This window comes from Halochromatium sp. (genome assembly GCF_054919635.1).
In genome coordinates this window covers 1-4417 of the sequence record NZ_JBUDPI010000314.1, presented here as the reverse complement: position 1 = coordinate 4417, position 4417 = coordinate 1, and the positions used below count along the sequence as shown (strand labels likewise).

Annotated in this window: 5 protein-coding genes and 1 tRNA gene; 3 read left to right on the top strand and 3 right to left on the bottom strand. The window is 61.7% G+C overall.

Features of this window, described 5'->3' with window-relative positions; all coding sequences use genetic code 11:
* From cgtA to rplU, 3 genes are all read right to left on the bottom strand, one after another.
* Window positions 1-1162: Obg family GTPase CgtA (cgtA, locus tag ACY693_RS15650; protein ID WP_462322744.1), on the bottom strand; the 1162-nt coding region annotated here is incomplete at its 3' end.
* On the bottom strand, window positions 1159-1428 hold the full coding sequence (rpmA, locus tag ACY693_RS15645) for a 50S ribosomal protein L27 (protein ID WP_462322743.1): 270 nt from the start codon (window positions 1426-1428) through the stop codon (window positions 1159-1161). The genes rpmA and cgtA, both read right to left, overlap by 4 nt.
* Window positions 1429-1467: 39 nt before the next feature.
* Entirely contained in the window at window positions 1468-1782 is a 315-nt protein-coding gene (gene rplU, locus ACY693_RS15640; RefSeq protein WP_462322742.1) for a 50S ribosomal protein L21, read from the bottom strand.
* Window positions 1783-2304: 522 nt separating this feature from the next.
* Here rplU and ACY693_RS15635 point away from each other — a divergent pair.
* The 3 genes from ACY693_RS15635 to ACY693_RS15625 all read left to right on the top strand — a co-directional run.
* Window positions 2305-3273, top strand: a complete 969-nt coding sequence (locus tag ACY693_RS15635) for a polyprenyl synthetase family protein (protein WP_462322741.1) — start codon at window positions 2305-2307, stop codon at window positions 3271-3273.
* A 167-nt stretch (window positions 3274-3440) separates the two neighbouring features.
* A tRNA-Pro gene (locus tag ACY693_RS15630) sits at window positions 3441-3517 on the top strand.
* Window positions 3518-4050: 533 nt separating this feature from the next.
* A partial coding sequence (locus ACY693_RS15625) for a hypothetical protein (protein ID WP_462322740.1) occupies window positions 4051-4417 on the top strand: 367 nt, incomplete at its 3' end.

Sequence of the window (4417 nt, the reverse complement as noted above, 5' to 3'; positions counted from 1 at the left end):
GATCATCGCCAACGACACGCGGGCTGTCCTGCTGTGGATCATCGCGCCGGCTATCACCCTGGCTGTCACCCTGGCCAAGATCCCCGCTCTTAACAGAGTTTGGCTCGTGGCCTTGGCTCGGTGTCTCGTCCGGCTGCGACTCAAACGGATGCTGGAGCTCTCTTAGGCGCTGCATCAGCGCGCCGACCAGGGCATCGGTGCCGGCACCTGTGACCGCCGAGATCAGAAACACCGGGCCATCCCAACGGAGTGCGTCACTTAGAGCGCGCTGCGCCTCGGCAGCCTGCGCTGAGTCGAGTAGATCGGTCTTGTTCAGCACCAGCCAGCGCTCTTTCTCGGCCAGATCGCCGCCATGGGCGTTGAGCTCATCGACGATGATCTGTGCCTGCTCGAGCGGGGCGGGGCTGCCTTCGGGCGGGGCGATATCGATCAGGTGCAGCAGGAGTCGCGTCCGGCTCAGGTGCTTGAGGAATCGAGTGCCGAGGCCCGCGCCCTCGGCGGCACCAGCGATCAGGCCGGGGATATCGGCGATCACGAAGCTCTGCCGCGGCCCGAGGCTGACCACGCCGAGATTGGGATGAAGCGTCGTGAACGGATAGTCGGCGACGCGAGGCCGAGCACTGGAGACCTGACGAATCAGGCTCGACTTGCCGGCATTCGGCAGTCCGAGCAGCCCGACATCGGCGAGCAGGATGAGCTCGAGCTTGAGGACGCGCCGCTCGCCCGGTGTGCCGGGCTTGGACTGCCGCGGGGCGCGATTGGTGCTCGACTTGTAGCGCGCATTGCCGATGCCGTGTAAGCCACCGCGGGCGACGAGCAGGCGCTGCCCGGCGGTGATGACCTCACCAATGAGCGCGTCCGTCTCGGTATCGATAACGCGGGTACCAAGTGGTACCTGGATCAGCTTGTCCTGCCCGCTGCGGCCGGTTCGGTTCTGACCCATCCCGTCGCGGCCGCGCTCGGCACGGTGCCGCCGCGAATGGCGAAAATCGACTAGGGTGTTCAGACCCGGATCGGCGACCAGATAGATGCTGCCGCCGTCGCCGCCGTCGCCGCCGTCAGGCCCACCTTTCGGGATGAAGCGCTCGCGGCGGAAGCTGACGCAGCCATTGCCACCGTCACCGGCCTCGACGCGGATCTCCGCTTCATCGACGAATTTCACGCACTGGCTTCGACAGGATCGATGCTGACGAACTTGCGGTTGCGCGGCCCCTTGACCTCAAAGCGCACCACGCCATCCTTGAGGGCGAACAGGGTATGATCGCGGCCGCAGCCGACGTTGACGCCGCCGTGGAAGCGGGTGCCGCGCTGGCGCACGAGGATGCTGCCGGCCGCGACGGTCTGCCCGCCGAAGCGCTTCACGCCGAGTCGTTTCGACTCTGAATCGCGGCCGTTACGTGAGCTGCCGCCTGCCTTTTTATGTGCCATGAGAGGTGTCTCCGTCGCGCTGCCAATCCTGCAGGATGGTCAGCCGTTGCTAATGCCGGTAATCTTGAGCTGGGTGTAGAGCTGGCGGTGACCTTGCCGCTTCAGGTGGTGCTTGCGCCGCTTGAACTTGACGATGCGCACCTTGTCGTGCTTACCGTGGGCCGCGACCTCAGCCGTGACCTTGGCGCTGTCCAGATAGGGCTTACCCACCTGCACCGAGTCGCCTTCAGCGAGCATCAGCACGCGCGGGATGTCAAGGGTGCTGCCTTGGTCGGCGTCGAGCTTCTCGACGGTCACGAGATCGCCCTCGGCGACGCGGTACTGCTTACCGCCAGTTTCAATGATTGCGTACATAACGAGTCGAGATGCCTCGGAGCTAGAGAGAATTCGGTTGACCGGCGAGGGCTGGTCAGGTCAGCAGGTGCCAGCACTGGCTGCTCAGTCACTGCGCCTGCTCGCCGCGCAAGACCCCCTAGTATGCCGTATGGGACCTTGGCCGTCAAAGCCTTGATCTCGGTCCGAGTCCTGACGCACGAGCCTTGAGACGGCTGATAGCGATCGCCGCTGAAAGGCGAATTCAAGAATTGTCGGCTGTCGGGGCAGCGCAAATCGGCAGTGGCGCGGACCTGGCGCCGCCCAAAAACCGCCTGAAAGGCCAATCGATAGCGTTGCCGGCGCTCTCGACAAACAGGCCTCCGCCGCCTGTCGTGAGCAAACGGGAGGGATTCGCGCAGGGTAGCCTCAGATCAGGCGCAACCGAAACGGACGTTGCGGGCGCTCCCCGACCTCCTGCGCGCTCGGCGGCGTGCGGACGCTTGACAGCCTTCCGGTGCGAACCTAGCATTCGCCGGCCTTACCAGCAGTAGATGCCGCTTCATGGATCTTTCTCAGATTCGGTCGCCTGTGGTCGAAGACGTCAAGGCCGTTGACAGCCTGATCGTCGATCGCCTGCAGTCGAACGTCGTGCTCATCAACCAAATCGGCCACTACATCGTTAGCAGTGGAGGCAAGCGCCTGCGCCCGCTGCTCGTGCTGCTGGCCGCGCGCGCTTGCGGCTACCCCGGCAATCGGCATCTGGACGCGGCGGCGATCGTCGAGTTTATTCATACTGCAACGCTGCTCCATGATGACGTTGTCGACGGCTCCGAGCTGCGCCGCAACCGCGATACGGCCAACACCGTCTGGGGCAACGAGGCAAGCGTCCTGGTCGGCGATTTTCTCTATGCGCGCGCCTTCGAGATGATGGTTGATGTCGGCAACCTCCGCATCATGGAGGTGATGGCAAGAGCCACCGCTCGGATCGCCGAGGGCGAGGTGCTGCAGCTGCTCAATGCCAACGACGCGGATACCGACGAAACGCGCTATATGGAAGTGATCCAGCGCAAGACGGCGACCCTATTCGAGGCTGGCACCCGGCTCGGCGCGGTGCTCGCCGAGACCGATCCCGAGGTCGAGGCTGCCATGGCAAGCTACGGGCTGCACCTCGGCATCGCCTTCCAGCTCGTCGATGACGCGCTCGATTACATGTCGGACGACGGCACCATCGGCAAGCAGATCGGCGATGATCTCGACGAAGGCAAGCCGACCCTGCCGGTCATCCGGGCGATGGAGGTCGGCACGGAGATCCAGCGCAAGCGCCTTCGTCAAGCCATCGAGGAAGGCGGGCGGCAGCATATCGACGATGTCGTCGCAGCCATTGTCGACACCAAAGCGATCGACTATACTGTCGAGCTTGCTCGCTGGCATGCCGAGGCAGCAAAACAGGCCCTGAATGCCGTTCCGGACTCGCCCAGTCGTGACTCCTTAGCGGCCACAGCAGACTTCTCGGTAGCCCGGACCTACTAGCGATCGACTTCTACGAGCGATCGAGAAGCCTAGCGGCTCAGCGAGTTGACAGGCATGAAAACGCTTTAGCCAGAAGCGGAATATTGGAGAAAACGGGCCGCTGCAACGGTTGCCAGTGAGACAGGCAAGTCATCAAGCAGCATCACCATGCGCTTGAGTCAAGTTATCGGGGTGTAGCTCAGCCTGGTAGAGCACTGCCTTCGGGAGGCAGGGGCCGGAGGTTCGAATCCTCTCACCCCGACCACTCAGATTTCCGATGTTTCGCGTTCTGCGAAGCAAGCCGCGATGCGCTTGCGGTCGCAGTGTCTCTCAACGAACGTCCTCACGTCGCGTTCGTCTTTGGAGACAGCATCTTACCCACGCTATTCCCGCGCATGGCAGCCCTCTGCACTTGCCTATCGGTGGGCGTCTCTGCAGCACTTCATCGAGCGATACAGGTCACATTCGGCATCCTGCCGTCGGTTCGTCTCGTGCCCGCTTGTAAAAACACAACAAACAAACGGGTTGCCGACTCACCTGCCACGCTCGATTCTGGAAGACGGCTTGCAATTTGCTTTCCTTTACGGCGTCAGCCTGGGAAGATCGGATCAGATGGCAGTTGTCCGAGAGAACTACTAAGGCAAGTGTTCGCCCCCCCGTGATCATGTTTTTCGTGAAGAGATTGGCGTAAGCCGATAAACCGTCTATCCTTAAGTCGTGAGCGTCCCCAAACGCGTTAGGGCTTCAGCTTCAAGTTCCGGTGAACCTGCTCATTGCAGACCGCGTCGAGGTAAGCAAATGTCAGCCCTTGTACACAAAGGCACTCAGTTAGAGTTCGCTGGTAGCCGAAAGCCGCTGCCCGTTGCTGATTTAGCCCCTGGTATAAAAAAAACATCTCCGTGCTGCCCGGGCGGGACTGGAGCATATCGCGGCATGGGAGGGTTCCGGTGTGAGATCGGCGAAGAGGGTGCAGCCAATTCAACGATCCCGTGGTCGGGAAGACTGCATCTGAAGCAGGTCCGCGAAATTTGTATGACGTCGAAAGTTGAGCATAAGAGCAGTGGCTACCGAAAAGGACATTCAGTTGGTAACGGAGTCATCAACGTAGTCGGAGCTTTGCTGCTACTGTCTCTCGCAATGCCGTTTTTTCTTGTAATCCCCTTAG

Bases quoted from the DNA above. Each gene is read 5' to 3' on its own strand.
- rpmA (WP_462322743.1), bottom strand. From the start codon at position 1,428: ATGGCACATAAAAAGGCAGGCGGCAGCTCACGTAACGGCCGCGATTCA.
- rplU (WP_462322742.1), bottom strand. From the start codon at position 1,782: ATGTACGCAATCATTGAAACTGGCGGTAAGCAGTACCGCGTCGCCGAG.
- ACY693_RS15635 (WP_462322741.1), top strand. From the start codon at position 2,305: ATGGATCTTTCTCAGATTCGGTCGCCTGTGGTCGAAGACGTCAAGGCC.